Source organism: Streptomyces sp. NPDC038200, assembly GCF_055600785.1.
The window spans coordinates 267182-284085 of sequence record NZ_JBVJYH010000012.1 but is presented as its reverse complement, the minus strand read 5'-3'; the positions used below and the strand labels follow the sequence as shown (position 1 = coordinate 284085).

The window sequence follows — 16904 nt, the reverse complement described above, 5'->3', positions numbered from 1 at the left end:
TCGTTCGCCATCACGGTCCGGCCCGTCCGAACACAAAGCATCATATAGCTTGATGGATTCCTCACGGCCATGAACGTCAGGGCATACGACGACGCGCTGCAACCCGGTGGCCTCGGCACCCGTGAAAACGGATGTACCCCGTCTTACCGATCACCATGGCGGGGGCCGGATGTCCCCGGCCCCCGCGGAACCTAGGGTCTCTTGCCGGGGGACGGGGTGAACGCCACCGGGAGCGAGACGAGTCCGCGCAGCCACGGGGAGGGGCGCCGGGTGAGCGACTCGGCGGGGACGGCCAGATCGATGTCGGGCAGCCGGTCCAGGACCACTTCGATCGCCGTCCGGGCCATGACCTCCGCCATCTCCTGCGCGGGGAAGGGGCAGCGGTGTTCACCGTGCCCGAAGGCGAAGTGCGCGTGGTTCCCGCCGGTCGGCGCGGAGTGGTGGGTGCGCACATAGGGATCGTTGTTGGCGGCCTGGAAGCCGAGCAGCAGCAGATCGCCGGCGCGGATGTGCCGCTCGGCCAGGAGAGTGTCGCGCGAGGCCCAGCGGCCCGAGATGATCTGTACCGGCGTCTCCTCCCACAGCACCTCGTTCATGGCCTCGGCGACGCTGTTGCGGCCGCCGAACAGGGAGGCCGCGAACCGGTCGTCGGTCAGCATCAGCCGGATGGAGTGGCCGATCCAGTCCGCCACCGGCTGGTGGGCCCCGGCCGCGATCTCTATCAGGTCACGAGTGATCTCCTCGTCCGTGAAGCCCGTGTTCGCCGTGAGCATCCGCCCGACGATGTTGTCCGTGGGACGCCGTCGCTCGGAGGCCACGTGCTCGACCGTCTTGGCGAACAGGTACTCCATGCCCGCCGCCGCCCCCTCCTGACCGTCGACCATGTCGTTGAGCGCGGACACCAGCCCCGGGCCGTCCTCCTCCAGGAAGCCGAACAGCACGGCGAGGACACGCATGGGAAGCAGCGTCGCGTAGTCGGTGACGAGGTCCGCCCGGCCGCTTCCGCACACCGCGTCGATCAGTTCGTCCGCGAAACGCTCGGTGTCGCGGCGCAGCGCGAACAGGTCGACCTCGCCCAGCGCGGCGTTGAGCGCCGGCTTGCGCTCGATGATGTGTCTGCTGCCCTCGGCGGGAGTCGGCGGGAACTGCCGCAGGATCATCGGCAGGAGCGGCCAGTCCTCGGGAAGGTCGTGCCACTGGTTCCACAGTCCGAAATCCCGGCTGAACAGCACCGGATCGCCGGTCACCTGGTGCAGTTCCTGGTAGTTGACGACCAGCCAGGCCGGTACGCCGCCGTCCAGCACGACCGGCACAACGCCCCCGTGCTCACGCCTCAGCTCGCGGTAGGCGAGGCCGGACTCGGCCGGCATCGCGGGCCCGCTCAGGGGTACGGGGGAGGTCACACCAGCTCCTTCCGGGATGCGGGACTACGGGACTCCAGGAGCCGCCGCACATGCTCGACCAGCTCGATCAGCACGTTCTTGACGGACTCCCGCGAGCGCGCGTCACAGTCGATCAGCGGGACGTACGGGTCCAGGTCGAGGGCGGCACGCACCTCGTCGGCCGGATGGCGGGGACCGCCGAAGTCGTTGCAGGCGACGACGAACGGGATGCCCTGTTGCTCCAGCCGGTCGATGGCGTACCAGGAGTCGTCGACGCGTCGGGTGTCGACCAGGACGACGGCGCCCAGGGCCCCGGAGAAGAGCCGGTCCCACAGGAACCAGAATCGTTCCTGCCCCGGCGCGCCGAAGATGTACAGCACATTGCGGGCGTCCAGGGTGATGCGGCCGAAGTCGAAGGCGACCGTGGTGGCGGACTTGGCCCGCACCGCGCTGACGTCGTCGACCGTCTCACCGGCCTGGGTCATCGTCTCCTCGGTGCTGAGCGGCCGGATCTCACTGACCGAACGGACCAGGGTCGTCTTGCCGACGCCGAAGCCGCCGACGATCACGATCTTCAGGCCGTTGTCGGCCTGGGCACCCAGCGGGGCGCGGGTTTCAGAGCTTGCGGAGTCCAACGAGCACCTGCTCCAGGAGACGGGAATCGGGAAGCGGGGTGGCCCGCGGGTGACGGGCGCTCACACGGCCTGTCGCGAACAGGTCCGACAGCAGGACCTTCGTGATGCTCACCGGCAGCCCCAGGGTGGCGGCGATCTCCACGACCGCTGTCGGCCGGTCGCACATCCGCAGGATCGCGGTGTGCTCCGACTGCATGCCCGAGGTCGGCGCGCACTCCGCGACCACGAGCGTCACCAGGTCGAACCGGGCCGCCGGATCCGACCGGCTGCGGCCACCGGTGATGGTGTACAGGCGGTCGGGGGTGTCGTCCCTGCCCGGCCTGCTCATGACGCACGGGGAGGCGCTACGAGGTGCTCGCCGAGCTGCTCCACCAGTTCGCTCATGGTGTGCCCCACGAGACCGGGATCCACGTCCTCCGCGGTGACCACGGCGAGGTGGGCACCCGCGCCGGCCTCCACGATGAACAGGACTCCGCCGTAGAACTCGGTCATGGCGGAGCGCACTCCGCCGGTGCCGTCGCCGAACTCCATCGACGCGCCCTGGGACAGCGCCTGGATTCCGGCGGCGATCGCGGCGAGCTGGTCGGCCTGGTCGGCGGAGAGCTCGGGGGTACGACACAGCTTCAGCCCGTCCCGGGACAGCACGAGCGCGTGCCGGGCGCCGGGAGTGCGTTCCAGCAGGCCCTCGATGAGCCAGGTGAGCCTGTCGTCAGCGGTTTGGATGCCCGTCATGAGGTGGTTCTGCCTTCCGGGGACGAAGGATTGTCGGCCGTTTCGCGGGGGGCGGCGGACTGGGTGGGGTCGGGGGCGGGTGCTTCCGTGGTGCGGCCTTCGGCGCGTTCCCGCGCGGTGCCGCGCACCGCCTGGCGGAAACTGCTGAAGCGGGCGGTCCGCGTCTTGGTGTCCTCCGGGGTGAGCGGTTGCCGTGCGGAGCCGCCGGCGGCCCGGTCGCGGTTGTGTTCGGCCGCGGCGAGCGCCTGGCCGCGGCGGCGGCGGGGGAGAGCACCTGTGCCTGTGCCGTCGGGGGCGGCGGCTGGCCGGGCGTCCGGTGCGGGCAGGGCCGGCGCGGCCGTTCCCCCCGCTCCGGGGCGCAACGGGGCGGAGATCTCGGGGTGGGAGGCGTGGTGACCCGGGTGCGCCGGCACGGCCGGGGCCGGCTGGTGGACCGCCGGGGGCTGCGCCGCCGGGTGGGTGAGGATCTCGTGCGGGATCAGCAGCAGTACGCCGGTGCCGCCGCGCGAGGAGGGGCGGAAGGACACCCGCAGGCCGTACTTCTGGGCGAGCCCGCCCACGACCGCGAGGCCCAGCCGGGTGCCGCTGAGACCGGCGAGATCGGTGACGGCGCCGGAGACCGCGTGCTCCGCGCGGCGCAGCTGCACCTCGCTCATGACCAGACCCGCGTCCTCCACCGAGACGATCACGCCGGACGGCACTTCTTCGATGTACACGTGGACCTCGGCGGTCGGTGGCGAGAAGTTGGCGGCGTTGTCGAGGATTTCGGCCAGGGCGTGCATCACGCCCTCGGCGGCGTGTCCGGCGACCGCGGCCTCGCTGGAGGCGTGCACGCGCACCCGCTGATAGCCGCTGATCCGCCCCATCGCGCCGCGGAGGATCGACTCCATCGCGATGGGCCTGGCCCAGCGGCGGCCGGAGCGGGCGCCGGTGAGGACGGCCAGGGAGTCGGCGAGCCGGCCCGCCTGGGCGGTGCGGTGGTCGAGGTGCAGCAGGTCGGCGAGGACCTCCTCGTCCGTGTGCCGCTCCTCCATCGCGCGCAGTTCGGCCAGCATGCCGGTGGCGAGGGCCTGGAGCCGGCCGGCGACGTTGCCGATCACGGAGACCGCCGCGTCCCGGGCGGTGGTCGCCCGGCGCACTTGGCCGGACAGGGCGGAGTTCTCCCCGGTGAGCCGTGACAGCTCCGCGGTGAGCCGCTCGCGCTCATGGGTGTGCTCGTCGGTGAGCAGAGTGCGCTGGGATGCCAGTTCGGTGCTCAGGCGAGCACGTTCCCGCGTGAACTCCTCCTCCTGTCTCTCGCATTCGCGCTGCAGCCGGTCGGTGTCCCGGCTCATGTGTTCCAGGTCGCGGTACGCCAGTCGGGCCGCGCGTCTGCCGTGGACGGCCAGGGCGGCGGCCGCGCACACCAGTAGGGCGGCGACACCTCCGCTCCAGGCGACGTGGCCGCGTGCCCCGCTGGGCGCCGTCGCGGCGACCGCCGCGACGGCGAGGCCGCTCACTACGGCGGCGGCGAGCGCGGCGAGCGCGGCGGCGAGACGGGGGGAGCGTTCGCCGGTCGGTTCAGGGGCGGTCATGAATGGTGTCCTCAGTCGTGCTTCGGCGTCGTCCGGAGCAGGCATGGCGGGCAGGCCCGCCGGGTGTCGGCCGTTCCCGACACCCAACCGGCCTGAATATATAAAATGTTAAGTCAGATTGCGCCACCTTCGGACGCGCATCTCAGAATCCGGCCGGCGAGGACAGTCCCCTCGACGGCCCGGGAGCGGCATCCGAGTCGCCGCCCTGGGCGATCCACCGGACCACGTGCTGCAAACGGTCGAAGAAACGGGGTACGTTGACGCGGGCCTCGGGTGTGTCCGGATGGGTGACCTTCATGTAGGTGCGGTCCCAGCGGCGGTTCACCCACATCATGACCTCGCTGCTCGGGCTGGAGTCGTAGAGCCCGTTGCAGTTGGTGGCATCCCAGTCGCGGGAGCCCTGCGCGTGTCTGCCGTCGATGTAGGAGACGATCGGGAGCACCGCGGTGTCGTCGGACTGCAGGGGCAGACCCGCGAGTTCGGCGACCCGCAGCGGAGACACCCGGGCCAGCTTGCAGGCGCCGCGGAACCCGGTGCCGGCGGCCGCCAGGAGTTCGGCCAAGGGCAGGGGCCGGCCGCCCTGCTCCTCAGCGGTCAGCGGGAAGGCGACCGGCACGAGATTGATGAACCATCCCTGGGCGGTGAGCCAGCGCGGCTCGTTGCGGGTGTGGACCACGGACAGACCGCGGTACACCTCGCGCCCGCCCAGCTCGCGGTGGACCACACCCAGCGCGGCCAGCAGACCGGCGGAGAAGCCGGCACCGTGCGGCCGGCACACCTTGGCGAAGGCGTCGGCCTCGTCGGCGGTGAGCAGGTCGAGTTCGAAGGAGAGGCTGGGACGTGTCTCGCCGGCCGGCACCCCGAGATCGAGGGGGAAGGACGGCATCGGTCCCGACAGCAGGAAGTTGACCCAGCTCCGCACCCCGGGCGAGTCGGCCTGGAGGGCGGCGGCCCGCTCGCGCTCCAGGGCGCCGGCGTCGACGTAGCTGCCGGCCTCGGGCAGGACGGCCTCGACGCCCTCCAGCTCGGCCCGGTACAGGGCGCGCAGCTCGTCGAAGACGAGGAGGACGGAATAGGCGTCGCTGTGCGCGTGGTCGACGGCGAAGTAGACGGTGGACGAGTCCTCACCGACCACTGCCCCGGCGGTGAACGGCGGCCAGGCGAACGGGTTGGTGTCGCTGCCGAACTGTTCGCGCAGATGTTCCCGTACGGCGTCCGGGGAGGCGAAGACGCCGCGGGAGACGGGCTGTACGTCGACGTCCTCGGCGGCGACCTTGTGCCGGACCAGGCTCGTACGGACGCCGGCCGGGGTGGTCCCTTCCCCGGCCGGCAGGTCCGCGAGAGTGACGCCGGGGGCGGTCCCGTCCGGCTGGGCCGAGAACCAGGTGAGCACCGTCTCGTGGCGCAGCGTCCACTTCTTCAGGGCCACGGCCATGGCCGCGGTGTCCATCCGGCCCGGCAGGTCGAAGGCGAGCCCCACCCAGGGGGACTGGGGCCGGCCGGCCCGGAGATTGGCGAGGTAGCGCAGGAGGTGGTTCTCCTGCACCGGGGAGGGCGGCACCGGATGCACCGGTGCGTGCCGCGCCTTCTCGACGAGGTGGTCGGGAACCCGGAACTCGACCAGTTCGCCGGCCCGGGGCGCGTAGTCGGACAGGAAGGTCATCAGCACGGCGTGGGTTCCTTTCCTCTGCTGTCGTCCGCACAGGGCACGTGCGTGTGCGGGCGGTGGCGGGGCGCGGCGGACGGCAGCTCCCGGCCGCCGGCGATCTGCCGCACCAGGCGGCCGGTCTCGGCGAGGTAGGGCAGGACGGCGGCCCGGCCCGGCCCGGAGTCGGGGAAGCGGTGGCTCAGATAGACGCCCTCGCGGGTCCGCATGAGCCACAGGTAGACCTCGTGCGGGTGGATACGGCGGCTGCGCAGCGCGGCGGCCTTCCACTCGGTCCACCGGCCGGCTCCGGGCAGGGAGCGGATGTCCATGTACGAGATCATGAACCGGGGTTCGAGGGGGAGCCCGAGCAGTTCGGTGAGGCGGGCCAGGGGTGCGCAGGCCAACGGGCGGGCACGCCGGAGGGCTTCGCCGGACTCCTTCAGCACCTGCTCGAAGCCGTCGCCGCCGCGCACCGCGACACTGACCGGTGCGATGCCCACGTACCAGCCCAGGGACCGGTGGAACCGCCGCTCGCTGCGGGTGTGGAAGGGCGTCACGGTGCGGAAGCTCTCCCGACCCGACAGGTGCCGGCCGGACAGGGCGAGGCAGGCGAGGAGGCCGGAGAGGAAGTCGCCGCCGCCTCGTCTGCACACCATCTCGAAGGCGCGTGCGCCGTCGGCGTCGAGCAGCCATTCCAGGCCGCCGGTCTGGGCGACCGGTCGCGAGTGTTCCCCGTCGGCGAGGGGGACGACGAACTCGGGCAGTCTGTCACCGCCTTCGGCCACGAACTCCCGCCACTGCCGGACGGTCTCGTGGTCGCCGTGCAGCCGGGCGGCGTCCTGGCGTTCGGGACCGGCGAAGTCCAGGTAGCTACCCACCTCGGTGAGGCGGGCCCGGCGGCCTTCGAGTGCCGCGCCGTACAACTCGTTTATCTCGTGGGCGATCAGGAGGACCGCGTAACCGTCGACGTTGTGGTGGTCCAGGCCGACGCAGACGGTGGTGGAGTCGGGGTGCCGCACCGTGAGGAACACGAAGGACGGCCAGGCCAACGGGTCGGTGTTCCCGTCCAGGATCGCTTCGAGCCGGGCGGACAGCGCCCGGGGGTCGTCGAAGTGGCCGTGTTCGGCGCGGATCAGTCCGACGGCGCCCGGCCGCAGGGTGCTCCGGTACATCCCCAGCACGTCCCCGTCGGCGTACGGATCCAGCCGGCTGCGCAGCACCTCGTGCCGGTTGATCCAGTCGGTGAACGCCTTGCACAGGGCGTATTCGTCCAGTGGGCCCGGCAGTTCGAAGGTCGTGGCCAGCCAGGAGGGGCCCCGGCCGCTGGTCGCGGAGTTCAGGGCCTCGCCGAGGTGTGCTTCCTGGAGATACGACGCAGGCCGCGCGTCGGGCATCCAGTCGGAGCTGTGGGGTGGACCGGCTGTCGGGCGCCATACCGTCAGCTGCCCGGCTGTGACCTCGAGGTCCCAGATGTCGATGAACTTCACGGCCTGCCTCGTCTGTTGCCCAGCCGATACCTGATGGGGAGGGTGCTTCGGGGTGCCGGTGGGGAGGGCGGTGTGGGGGCGTGCGGGGAGGAGCGGTGCGTGGGGGTGTGGGGGAGGGCGGCGCGTAGTGGGGGGTGCCGAGCCGCGTGCGGCTCCGGTACGGCCCGCAGGCCGGGCCGGAGCCGCACGCGCTCAGCTCACTGGGACTGCGCGGGCACGATGACGGACGACGGTCCGTCGGCCCCCGAGATCCCCGTGTCGTACGCCGGGGCGGACTCGGTGAGCCGGCCGTCGGCGCCGATCGTGAAGGTGTGCAGCTTCGCGGTGTGCGGCTCCGCCCCCGAGGCGATGTCGACCGCGTAGAGGTGCTTGCCGTCGGGGTTCAGGAACGTGCGGGCCGGGCTGTCGCCGTCGGCACCGCTGGGGAAGGGCGAGCCCGGCAGCTTGACCAGCGCCCCGTTCCCCTGGATCTCGTAGCCCTCGATGTTGTGCGACAGCACGTTGGGGACGTACATGTAGCGGTTGTCGGGGGTGATGGTGACGGAGTGCGGCGTCGAACCCGCCGCGAACGGCGAACCGGAGATCGGGGTCAGTGAGCCGTCGGCCGCGATGGTGAAGCCGGAGACGGTGTTTTCGGTTTCGTTGACGTTGTAGAAGTGCTTTCCGTCCGGCGAGATGGTCGGGAAGCACGGCCCGGAGCCGCTCGCGACCCGCTCCAGCGGCGTCGAGGGGGTTCCGTCGCTGTGGAGGGCGAGCCTGACGATCTGGCCCTGCCGGTAGTCGCTGACGTAGAGGTTCTTGCCGTCGGGCGACACGGTCGACATCAGCAGACCGCTGGACGCCCCGATGTTCACCGGCTGCCCGACCTGCGCGGGGATCCCGTTGTCCGCCACCGTGTAGGTGGTGACGATGCCGCCCTTGTCGAAGAATCCGGTGCCGCTCGTGGCGTACATGTGCCGGCCGTCGGGGGAGAAGCTCAGTCCCATCGTGGTCGCGTTGCCCGGGATCAGGATCTTCGAGGTCTGCACCCGCGTCAGCTGCCCGCTGTCGGCGATCGCGTACACCAGGATCTCGCCGGAGCTGATGTTCGGCACGGTGTACAGGTACCGGCCGTTGGGAGAGGCCGCGACCACGAAGGCGCCGTAGCCGGAGGCGAACGGCGATCCCGGTACGCGCTGGGGCGCGGCACCCTCGTCAGCGCTGACGTTCACGCCCGCGAGGTTGTTGGACAGCACCCCGCCGACGTAGATGTGGCTCACGGCGGAGGACTGCGCGGCCACCGGGGCCCGGTCCGCGCCGAAGGCCGCCGGTGAGGAGGTGCCGAGCAGCGACAGCACCAGGGCGCCGGCCGCGGCGTATGCCAGGCGCCTGCGGCGCGTGGGGTGCGGTCCGGACCGACGCGGACAGGTGCCGGCGAGTTCGGAAGTGGTTGTGCTAGCCATGTCGTGCTCCATGAGGTTGTGGGGGCCGTGGAGTGGAATGTGTCGATGGCGCTGAACCGCGTAATGCGAACAGCGTCTTTGCGGCTCGTTCTCCACGATAGGAAAGGATCCGGTGCGCGCATGTCCAAAGAATTGGACACTCATTTCCGGGCTCGGGACGAAGGGGGCGAGAAGTACATTGGGCGCAGATGTCGACGCCGTCTGAACTGCAGGAATTGATCTGTTGACACGAATAAGGAAGATCTTTGAGAGAATTCCGGCTGGTCGTCGCGATTCCGGTGATCCAGGCCGCGCGAGCGCGCGACTTTTCGTCCGGGTTTCTTCATTTCCCCTGCTGGGCGAAGCGCAGGTCCGGGCCGGTTCGATGAAATCCGGTGACCGCGAATTTCATTGCCTGATCGTGCCGGTTTCGGCGACCGGGGCGGCGGGCTTCGGAAGCACGCCCGTGAACGCCGGGCGGGCCGGGCGATGGTCCGGCGCGCCCGGCGTCAGTGGATGCGCAGCGCCCGCATGCGGTTGTAGAGGGTGGAGCGGCTCACACCGAGTGCGCGTGCCGCCTCGCGCCTGTTCCCGTTCGCGGCCTCGATGGCGGCGATGATGACCTCACGTTCCGCCTGGCGGAACGGCGAGGCGGGCGAGGGGGCGCGGTGCGAGGCCGGCAGGTCCGAGGGAAGGATGTCCCCGGCCGTACGGATCTGGGCGAGGCCGCGCACCGTCCTGCGCAGTTCGGCCAGGTTGCCCGGCCAGGACTGGGCGGCCAGCACGCGCAGGGTCTCGGCGGTGAGGCGGATGCGGCCGAACGCCGAGGTCTCGGCCAGCATCTCCTGCGCCAGCTGCGGTATCTCGTGCCTGCGGCGGCGCAGCGGCACCAGGTCCTGGCGTGTGGCGCACACCCCCACCAGCGGCGCGTGCACTCCTTCGAGGTGCTCACCGAGCGTCGAGGTCAGGACGATCCTGCGCCGGGCGCCGGGGAGCGACTTGGCCAGCAGCATCGTCAACCGCTCGGACAGGAACTCGATGTTCTCCACGACGACGGCCGGCCCGTCCTTCTCCAGCAGCGTCGCGAGGGTCGCGGCCCACGGAGTCTCGCCCCGCAGGGCGGCCGCCGCCGCGTCGAGGGTGGTGGCGCCGGGGCCGGCCACCCGCCGTGCCTCGGTGGTCCGGCCGCTGCCGGGTTCGCCGACGACGAGCAGCGGCCCCTCGGCGGTCGCGCCGGTGCGGGACCTGCCGCGCCGGGTGCTGCGCTGCGGGACGATGTCGACGAGCACGCCGTCGGTGCCGTCGATCGTCGTGCAGATGAGCTGGACCGGGCGGCCGGAGGCCAGGGTGAGCCGGTGGGTCCGCTCGTGGGCGGGCCCCAGGGCGTCGGCGCATGCCTGGACGGCCGGGTGATCGGCGGGCTGGAGCAGGTCCAGCGCGGCCGGGTTGGCCAGGACGAGTCCCGGACCGAGGACGACGACCGCATGCCCGCGGTGGCGTGTCGCCGCCTGGAACGCGGCCAGCAGCCGCCGCTGGGCGAGGGGCGAGTCCTGCCGGAGCCGGTCCTCGATGTCCCGGGCCATGTGCCGGACCAGGGACGGCAGTACGGGGTGCTCCGCTCCCGCGGGGCAGCCGATGTTGACGACACCTTCGACCCGGCGGGTCACCGGATGGACGATCGGGTGCCCGAAACAGGAGAACGGATCGAAGGCCCGCATGAAGTGCTCGTGCCCGCGCACGAGCACTGCCTGGCCGGTCTCCAGCGTGGTGCCCAGCCCGTTGGTGCCCACCCGTTCCTCTTCGACCAGGACACCCGGTGCGATGCCGAGATCCGTGATCGCGTCACCGATCACCGCGTCGGTGTGGCGCGTGTCGAGGACACACGCCGTCCGGTCGGCGAGCAGCAGCACGACCGGAAACCCGTCGACCTCGTCCTGTGTCCGTTCCAGCACCGGATCCGCCGCGCGGGACAGACGGTCCTCCGCGTCGACCGTGCCCTGGACGAGACAGGGCGCCGCGTCCTCACGCACACCGTGGCGACGCGAGCGCGTCCATGACGACTCGATCAACGGTCGGACCTGCGCGGCCCCTCCTAAGGGAGCGGCGTTCATGCCGGCCCCTTGGGCTGGTGCCGGCTCCGGTCGACGGTCGAGCGGTTCCCGGAAGCGGCTCCGGACACCGAACGGCCGGCACGGCCCGGGCCCGCCGTCGGGCGCCCCTTGTGTCCCATGGCTGTCCCTGTACTCGATGCGGGCATGCTCCGCGTGCCTCCCGTGACTCGGCGGTGGGGTCCCACCGCCCACCTGATGCGGGAGAATCTCGTATCATATAAAAAATTTCAAGGGTCCTGACGGGATGGGCTGCGCGACAGCCCTGGTGTCGCGGTGGCTGCCGGGACGGATCGACGGGCCATCCATATCCGACAGACGTAGTATTTCGGGCGGGGGCGACATCCTCCCGAAGGAGGCAGATGGGCGGGTCAACCGCTGGAGCCGCGGAGGGAATGTACGCATCCGCCGACGTCGCGACCGCGGTGCTGGACGCGAGCGGCACGGTGGTGCGCTGGTCCCAGGCGGCTGAGGAGCTGCTGGGCTGGACCGCCGATGAGGTATGCGGCCGTCCGGTGAGAGACCTGTTCGCGGACGCCCCCACCCACGCGGCGGACGGCCCCCGCCTTCCCCTCGACGGCCGGGCGCTGCTGCGGCACCGCTCCGGCGATCCGGTCGACATCACCTACCGCGTGTTGCGTCTGCAGCCCTCCGCCGACTACCTCATGCTCGCCGCGCCCAGCCAGCGGGTGACCGACTGGGAGCAGGGCGCCCACGTCCTGGCCGGCCTGCTCAGCCAGGACCGCATCGCCTTCCGGGTGCACGACGCGGACCTGAACGTCGTACGGACCAACATTCCGCCGGGCGCGGCCGACGCGGACTCCGCATCCCCCTTCGCCGCCCGTCAGGTGCGGCAGACATCCGAGCGGGACACCGAGACGGCGCTGCGCCGCGTGCTGGAGACAGGTGTCCCCCTGGTGGGCGAGTACCTGGGCATGACGGCGCGGATCCCACAGCGGGACGAGGTCTCTCTGTCGGCCTTCCGGATGGGTGACGCCCAGGAGCCCCCGGCGGGTGTCGTGGCCCTCTACCTCGACACACTCGGTCAGCAACGGGTCCGCCGCGACCTGGCCCTGCTGCACCGGACCGCCACGCGGATCGGCGGCTCCCTGGAGGTCGCCCGGGTCGTGAGGGACCTGGTGGACATCCTCGTGCCCGCCTTCGGGGACCTGGCGTGGGTGGATCTCGCCGACGCCGTACCGGGCGGCGACGAGCCCCCCAGGCTGGCCGGCGGCGGGAAACTGCACATGCACCGCGCGGCGGTGGCCTCAGCCGGGGACAGCCCGTGGCCCGCCCATCTGCTCCGGCTCGGGCAGCAGACCCCGCCGGTGCCGCCCTCGGCCACGCTGCGGGCGGTCCAGGAGGGCCGGGCGGTGCTCCTGGACCGGACGGTGGTGGCCGACGTCCTCGGGAACGACGAGTCACTGGTCCGGCTGTTCGTCCCCGATCGCGGACACTCGGGTGTGTGGGCTCCCCTCTTCGCGCGCGGACTGGTGCTGGGAAACATCACGGTCTGGCGCACCGACCAGCCGGACCGGTACGACGAGCGGGACGCGGACCTGCTGGCCGAGATCGCCTCGCTGGCCGCACTGAGCGTGGACAACGCCCGCCGTTACACCCGCGAGCGCCGCTCGGTGCTGGCACTGCAGCAGCGTCTGCTGCCCCCGCCCACGGGCGACCATCCGGCGGCGGAGACGGCGGGCTTCTACGTGCCGGCCGGGGACGGCGCCGAGATCAGCGGCGACTGGTACGACGTCGTACCCCTGCCCTCCTTCCGGGTGGCCCTGGTCGTCGGCGACGTGGCCGGCCACGGGCTGTACGCCACCGCCACCATGGGCCGGCTGCGCACCGCCGTCCGGACGCTCGCCGACCTGGAGCTCGACCCCGTGGAACTCCTCACCCATCTCGACGACCGGGTGCAGCAGCTCACCAGGGAGTCCGACCCCGGCAGTCCCGTCGGCGCCACCTGTCTGTACGCCGTCCACGATCCCGTCACCGGGCGCTGTGCGATGGCGAGCGCCGGTCACCCGCCGCCCGTCGTGGTCCGGCCCGACGGCACCGCCGAGGTGATCGACGTCGTCCCCGGGCCGCCCCTGGGCGTGGGGGGCATGCCCTTCGAGATGGTCGTCGTCGACCTGGAACCGGGCAGCGTCCTCGCCCTCTACACCGACGGACTGATCGAACGGGAGGACGGCGACCTGGACGCCGGAGTGCGGTGGCTGGCGGACAGCCTCGCCGAGCTGTGCGGTCCCGACCGGTCCCTTGACGAGGCGGGCCGGACGCTGATGTCCCGGCTCCGCGGCACCTCGCACCGCGACGACGCCGCCCTGCTCCTGTCCCGGGTCCGGGCGATCACGGCGAACGACATGGCGCACTGGCAGTTCGCCGCGGACCCGGCCGCCGTGGCCCAGGCCCGACGGGTGGTCACCGAACAGCTGGCCGCCTGGGGGCTGGAGGAGATGGCCTTCACCACCGAGCTGATCGTCAGCGAGCTGTTCACCAACGCGGTCCGCTACGCCGGCGGCCCGGTCGGCCTGCGGCTGATCCGGGACGGCGTGCTGGTCTGCGAGATCACCGACCCCAGCAACACCCAGCCCCGCCTGCGCCGGGCCCGCTGGACCGACGAGGGCGGCCGCGGGCTGTTCCTCGTCGCCCAGCTCAGCGTCCGGTGGGGCTGCCGTTACGGCCGGCACGGGAAGACCATCTGGGCCGAGCAGTCGCTCACCCCCACGCCGGTCGACCTCGCCTCCCTGGTGTGACACAGGATCGCGATCGCGTGTCCGCCCCGTTCCCGCCCCACGAAGAAGACATTGACATGATATATATTATATACAAAACTAAAGCGACTGGTGAGTTCGACGAGATGTGCGCAAGCGCGGGACAGGAGTGTCGGCGGTGGCGGTCCTCGACGTGGGGCAGGAAGAGTGCACGCTCGTCGAGCCGGGACGGATGCTGATCGACGGTTCCTGGGTCCCCGCCCGCTCGGGCAGGACCGTGTCCGTGGTCGATCCGGGCACCGGCGACGTGGTCGCGCGTACCCCCGAGGGGGACGGGGTGGACGTCGACGCGGCGGTGCGGACCGCGAGGGAAGCCTTCGAGGACGGCCGCTGGACCCGGCTGTCCGGCGCGCAGCGGGCGGTGGTGCTGTGGCGGATCTCGGATCTGCTGGAGAAGCACGCCGACGAACTGGCGCGGCTGGAGAGCCTGGACGTGGGGATGCCGCTGCCTCAGGCGCGGGCGATGCTGGCCGAGGCGGTCGGCCAATTCCGCTACTACGCCGGCTGGGCGGACAAGTTCCACGGCCGCAGCGTGGAGATCGGACCCGCCGAGCGCCGCCTCCACGGCATCACGCTGAAGGAACCGGTCGGCGTCGCCGGAATGATCGTGCCGTGGAACGCGCCGATGCTCGCCGCCGCCCAGAAACTCGCGCCCGCCCTGGCCGCGGGCTGCGCCTGCGTCCTCAAGCCGTCGGAGGACGCGCCGCTCACCTCGCTGGCCTTCGGCCGCATCCTGCTGGATGCGGGGGTGCCCGACGGCGTGGTCAACGTGGTGACCGGGCGGGCCCTGGTGGGTGCGGCACTGGCCGCGCACGGCCAGGTGGACAAGCTCTCCTTCACCGGGTCCACCCATGTCGCCCGACTGGTCGTGGAGGCGGCTGCCGGCAACCTCAAGAAACTCTCCCTCCAACTGGCCGGCAAGTGCCCGGTGATCGTGCTGCCGGACGCCGACCTCTCCCAGGTGATCCCCGGCGTCGCCGCCGGCATCTTCTGGAACAGCGGTCAGGTCTGCACCTCGGGTGCGCGGCTGCTGGTCCACCGGGACGTCTACGACGAGGTCGTCCACGGAGTCGCGGAGTACGGCCGGTCGCTCAAGGTCGGCTACGCCACCGAGCCGGACGTCGATCTCGGCCCGCTCATCTCCTGCCGGCACCTGCACCGGGTCAGCCGGTACGTGGAGGACGGGATCGCGGCCGGCGCCCGTGTCGTCAGCGGGGGCAGCCGCATCGGGGAGAAGGGCTACTTCTTCGAACCCACGGTCCTGGCCGACGTCGACCCGACGATGCGGGTGGTCCGCGAGGAGATCTTCGGACCGGTGCTGGGCGCCATGCCGTTCACCGAGGTCGACGAGGCCGTGGCGGCGGCCAACGACACCGAATACGGCCTGGCCGGCAGCGTGTGGACCCGCGACGGCGCGAGGGCCTACTCCATAGCGCGCAGGCTGCGGGTCGGCCGGACCGGCATCAACGTCCACCGCGCCGGAGGCGTGCACATGCCGGTGGGTGGCTACAAGCAGTCCGGCTGGGGGCGGGAGAACGGCCCCGAGGCCATGGAGGAGTACCTGGACACCAAGTCCGTGGTGACCGTGCTGAACAGCTGAACGGACCGGAACTCCGGTCACGGAAGGCCGTCGGCCCTGCCGGCCCGCGACATCGTCCCTGCCCGGGGCCGGTCCCGGCCGGCGGTCGACCAGAACCGAGGAGATCGCATGCCCCACCCCTTCGACCCCTACAGCGTCCTGCCGCCCGTCGAGCGGTTCACGCTGAGCAGCGACGACATCGCCGACGGGCGGACCCTGGACGTCGCTCAGCGCAGCGGCCTGTTCGGCGGTCCCGGGCAGGACCGCTCCCCGCACCTGTCCTGGGCGGGGTACCCGGTCGGCACCCGGAGCTTCGCGGTGACCTGCTATGACCCGGACGCCCCGACGGGCAGCGGATTCTGGCACTGGGCGGTCCACGACATCCCCGCCACGGTGACCGAGTTGCCGGCCGGCGCGGGCGACGAGGGCGGGGCGAACCTTCCCGCCGGGGCCGGGATGCTCGCCAACGACGCGGGCCGGCGCAGCTTCCTGGGCGCCGCGCCGCCGCCCGGCCACGGTGCGCACCGCTACTTCTTCGTCGTGCACGCGCTGGACGTCGACACACTCGACCTCACCTCCGAGGCCACCCCCGCCTGGCTCGGCTTCCACCTCTTCGGCCACACCCTGGCCCGGGCCACGCTGGTCCCGGTCTTCGAGATCCCGGCCTGAGCGGGCGCCGGGCCGACGGCCAAGACGCCGGGACGGACGGCGGTCAGGACGCCGGTTCCCGTGTGTCCCACCGCCCCTGCCGTTCCAGTGCGTCCATCACCTGGCCGGCGCCCGCGTCGATGTGCCGTTCCATGAGTGTTCTCGCCCGGTGCGCCTCGTGCCGGCGCAGGGCGTCCAGCAGAAGGGGGTGCTCGTCGAGGGCCGCGTCGCCGCAGCCCTCGACCGCGGCGCAGAAGCGGCTGGGCACATGCGGGACCACGGCGTCGAGCAGCAGGGTCAGGCGGTGGGAGTCCGCCGCGAGGTTGATCCGGCGGTGGAAGGCGTGGCCGAGGTCGGTGATCCGTTCCTGGTCGCCGACGGCGACGGCCCGAGTGTGCGCCGCGAGGATCGCCTCCAGTTCGGCGACCGCTTCCGCAGTGATCCGTACGGCCGCCCGAGCGGCCAGCTCGCCCGCCAGCTGGGCCTGGGTCCAGAACAGGTCGTGCAGGTCCCTCCGGGTGAAGGGGGCGACGACGAAGCCGCGGCGAGGGACCAGTTGGACGAACCCCTCACTGCGCAGGGCGAGCAGGCCCTCGCGGACCGGGGTGTTGCTGACCCCGACCGCGGCGGCGATGAGGTCGATGCGCAGGAACTCGCCCGTGCGCACCTCGCCCGAGATGATCAGTTCGCGGACGTAGCTCGCCACCTCGTCGGGGATCGGCTTCCGCGTGATGCCGCGGTCCTTCACGTCGACTGCTGCTTCGGCCATCGTTGACTCCCGCCTCTTCGATGGATGAAGCATAATATTCGATCGATCACCTCCGGATTTCGTCCGCATGAACGGTAGGTCAGGTCTTGGGCGCGAACAGCGACGCCCCCGTGCCGGACCGGGGCGCGGGGGACGTCGTGTAGG

At 71.7% G+C, this 16904-nt stretch carries 13 protein-coding genes; 3 read left to right on the top strand and 10 right to left on the bottom strand.

Features of this window, described 5'->3' with window-relative positions; all coding sequences use genetic code 11:
* Window positions 1-191: 191 nt before the first annotated feature.
* The 9 genes from ACZ7KF_RS24890 to ACZ7KF_RS24850 all read right to left on the bottom strand — a co-directional run bounded on the left by ACZ7KF_RS24890 (window position 192) and on the right by ACZ7KF_RS24850 (window position 10909).
* Window positions 192-1403 carry a cytochrome P450 gene (locus tag ACZ7KF_RS24890; protein WP_471079012.1) on the bottom strand — a complete coding sequence of 404 codons (1212 nt, stop codon included), beginning with the start codon at window positions 1401-1403 and terminating at the stop codon, window positions 192-194.
* Window positions 1400-2017, bottom strand: a complete 618-nt coding sequence (locus tag ACZ7KF_RS24885) for a GTP-binding protein (RefSeq protein ID WP_471079009.1) — start codon at window positions 2015-2017, stop codon at window positions 1400-1402. Before ACZ7KF_RS24885 ends, ACZ7KF_RS24890 begins: the two co-directional genes overlap by 4 nt.
* The gene (locus ACZ7KF_RS24880) at window positions 1998-2345 is read right to left on the bottom strand and encodes a DUF742 domain-containing protein (RefSeq protein WP_471079006.1); all 348 of its coding nucleotides are present in this window, start codon (window positions 2343-2345) and stop codon (window positions 1998-2000) included. The genes ACZ7KF_RS24885 and ACZ7KF_RS24880 overlap by 20 nt, the downstream gene beginning before the upstream one ends.
* Complete coding sequence (locus ACZ7KF_RS24875; RefSeq protein WP_164393293.1) at window positions 2342-2749, bottom strand: roadblock/LC7 domain-containing protein; 408 nt, start codon at window positions 2747-2749, stop codon at window positions 2342-2344. Before ACZ7KF_RS24875 ends, ACZ7KF_RS24880 begins: the two co-directional genes overlap by 4 nt.
* A complete protein-coding gene (locus ACZ7KF_RS24870) occupies window positions 2746-4323 on the bottom strand; it encodes a sensor histidine kinase (protein ID WP_471079003.1) in 1578 nt (525 codons plus the stop codon). Before ACZ7KF_RS24870 ends, ACZ7KF_RS24875 begins: the two co-directional genes overlap by 4 nt.
* A gap of 142 nt (window positions 4324-4465) precedes the next feature.
* A complete protein-coding gene (locus ACZ7KF_RS24865; RefSeq protein ID WP_471079039.1) occupies window positions 4466-5986 on the bottom strand; it encodes a condensation domain-containing protein in 1521 nt (506 codons plus the stop codon).
* Entirely contained in the window at window positions 5986-7458 is a 1473-nt protein-coding gene (locus ACZ7KF_RS24860; protein ID WP_471079000.1) for a condensation domain-containing protein, read from the bottom strand. Before ACZ7KF_RS24860 ends, ACZ7KF_RS24865 begins: the two co-directional genes overlap by 1 nt.
* 197 nt (window positions 7459-7655) lie before the next feature.
* The gene (locus ACZ7KF_RS24855) at window positions 7656-8900 is read right to left on the bottom strand and encodes a lactonase family protein (RefSeq protein WP_471078997.1); all 1245 of its coding nucleotides are present in this window, start codon (window positions 8898-8900) and stop codon (window positions 7656-7658) included.
* Between the two features lie 488 nt (window positions 8901-9388).
* The gene (locus ACZ7KF_RS24850) at window positions 9389-10909 is read right to left on the bottom strand and encodes a sigma-54-dependent Fis family transcriptional regulator (protein WP_471078994.1); all 1521 of its coding nucleotides are present in this window, start codon (window positions 10907-10909) and stop codon (window positions 9389-9391) included.
* 473 nt (window positions 10910-11382) lie between these two features.
* Between ACZ7KF_RS24850 and ACZ7KF_RS24845 the strand changes: the two genes are divergently transcribed.
* The 3 genes from ACZ7KF_RS24845 to ACZ7KF_RS24835 all read left to right on the top strand — a co-directional run bounded on the left by ACZ7KF_RS24845 (window position 11383) and on the right by ACZ7KF_RS24835 (window position 16012).
* Window positions 11383-13746 (top strand): SpoIIE family protein phosphatase, encoded by a 2364-nt coding sequence (locus ACZ7KF_RS24845; RefSeq protein ID WP_471078991.1) that lies wholly within the window; start codon window positions 11383-11385, stop codon window positions 13744-13746.
* 136 nt (window positions 13747-13882) lie between these two features.
* Window positions 13883-15364, top strand: coding sequence for an aldehyde dehydrogenase family protein (locus tag ACZ7KF_RS24840; protein WP_471078988.1), 1482 nt, complete (start codon window positions 13883-13885; stop codon window positions 15362-15364).
* A 108-nt stretch (window positions 15365-15472) separates the two neighbouring features.
* Window positions 15473-16012, top strand: coding sequence for a YbhB/YbcL family Raf kinase inhibitor-like protein (locus ACZ7KF_RS24835; RefSeq protein WP_471078985.1), 540 nt, complete (start codon window positions 15473-15475; stop codon window positions 16010-16012).
* 43 nt (window positions 16013-16055) lie between these two features.
* On the opposite strand, the gene ACZ7KF_RS24830 is transcribed toward ACZ7KF_RS24835, so the two are convergent.
* On the bottom strand, window positions 16056-16760 hold the full coding sequence (locus tag ACZ7KF_RS24830; RefSeq protein ID WP_471078982.1) for a GntR family transcriptional regulator: 705 nt from the start codon (window positions 16758-16760) through the stop codon (window positions 16056-16058).
* Between the last annotated feature and the right edge of the window lie 144 nt (window positions 16761-16904).

Coding starts and splice junctions, on each gene's coding strand:
- ACZ7KF_RS24865 (WP_471079039.1), bottom strand. CDS start 5,986: ATGACCTTCCTGTCCGACTACGCGCCCCGGGCCGGCGAACTGGTCGAG.
- ACZ7KF_RS24855 (WP_471078997.1), bottom strand. CDS start 8,900: ATGGCTAGCACAACCACTTCCGAACTCGCCGGCACCTGTCCGCGTCGG.
- ACZ7KF_RS24845 (WP_471078991.1), top strand. CDS start 11,383: ATGTACGCATCCGCCGACGTCGCGACCGCGGTGCTGGACGCGAGCGGC.
- ACZ7KF_RS24870 (WP_471079003.1), bottom strand. CDS start 4,323: ATGACCGCCCCTGAACCGACCGGCGAACGCTCCCCCCGTCTCGCCGCC.
- ACZ7KF_RS24830 (WP_471078982.1), bottom strand. CDS start 16,760: ATGGCCGAAGCAGCAGTCGACGTGAAGGACCGCGGCATCACGCGGAAG.
- ACZ7KF_RS24835 (WP_471078985.1), top strand. CDS start 15,473: ATGCCCCACCCCTTCGACCCCTACAGCGTCCTGCCGCCCGTCGAGCGG.
- ACZ7KF_RS24880 (WP_471079006.1), bottom strand. CDS start 2,345: ATGAGCAGGCCGGGCAGGGACGACACCCCCGACCGCCTGTACACCATC.
- ACZ7KF_RS24875 (WP_164393293.1), bottom strand. CDS start 2,749: ATGACGGGCATCCAAACCGCTGACGACAGGCTCACCTGGCTCATCGAG.